Raw genomic sequence first — 1140 nt, 5'->3', positions numbered from 1 at the left:
GATCGATGTAGACCGGGTAGGTGGTGTCCTTGCCGGTCATCAGCCCCGTGTCCGGGGTGAGTTCGAGACTGTCGTCCGTGACCTGGACCGGCATGGCCGCCTGCTGGGCGCCGTGGCCCGGCTCGAACTCATCCGCGGCCCGGGGCCCCGCCGGTTGCTCTGCGGCGGTTTTCGCTTTCAGGCCGACCGGGGCGGTGGAGGTGCTGTCCCACATGCGCGGCGTGGGGGCGGTGAAGAGCTCCTGGCCACCGGGATTGAGGGCGCTGAGGTTGCCGTGTTCGTCGGCGGTGACCTTCACGCCGTCGCTGGACATGTCGTAGGCGATGGTCTTCAGGTCTGGATTGGCAGCCGCCTCGGCGGTCTTGACCACAAGGAGCTGGGCGAAGCCTGAGGCGTCTGCCCTCAGTTTCAAGTCGACGTCGGGCAGTACGTCGGGGTAGGTGACGGTGCTATCGGCGATGCTCGGCTTGGGCAGGGCGGTATGCCAGGCCAGCGAGATGCTGCGGCCGTCGCGGGTGATGGTGGCCAGCGGCCCGGTCCCCCCGCCGGAAAACTGCAGTCCCACGGTGGTGGCCTTGGGGGCGATCTTCCCGTCGTCGCCCAGATGCAGGCTGGTGTCGATGTCGACCAGCTTGTTGCCCTGCCGGGCCCACTGGGCGGTGGCATAGCGCTCTTCGGTGAAGGTTCCCGAGGGGTTGGCGAACACCTGGGAAGCCTCGGTGCGTTGGGAGGGCACCTCCACCGGCTCGCCGGTCTCGGCGGCCTCCTCGAGTGCGACGCGCTGCTCCACGGTGCGCCCTGCTTCCGCCGGGTTGGCGGAGGGTCCTGCGGCTGCCGGGGTTGGCGCCAGGAGCGGCACGGCCAGCGCGAGCGCGGTGGCAGCTGCTAGCGGAATGCGGCGGGACACGGCTCTCAGCCGCCGCCTCTGACGGTGTCTCATTACGTTTCCTTCACATCATTCTGCACGGTGATTGCGCGCCTCGAAACACCGACAATCGAGCACCCTGAAGGGTTGTGCTGAATTTTCATTTTTCTTGGATCGACTCAAACAAGCCATCTGACCTGCATGTTGACTGTCTAACTTCAGTCTGGATCCGCCAGAACGAGAGCGATACGACATGAATGTCCCCTGAATGTAAC

Annotated in this window: 1 pseudogene; it reads right to left on the bottom strand. The window is 65.9% G+C overall.

Annotated elements, in window-relative coordinates:
- Positions 1-940: pseudogene (locus ACQKIP_RS47955) on the bottom strand (VCBS repeat-containing protein); the annotation flags it as partial.
- Positions 941-1140: the final 200 nt, after the last annotated feature.

It is taken from the genome of Streptomyces sp. NPDC059900 (genome assembly GCF_050270335.1).
GTDB lineage: Bacteria > Actinomycetota > Actinomycetes > Streptomycetales > Streptomycetaceae > Streptomyces.
This window is presented reverse-complemented; position numbering and strand designations above follow the sequence as displayed.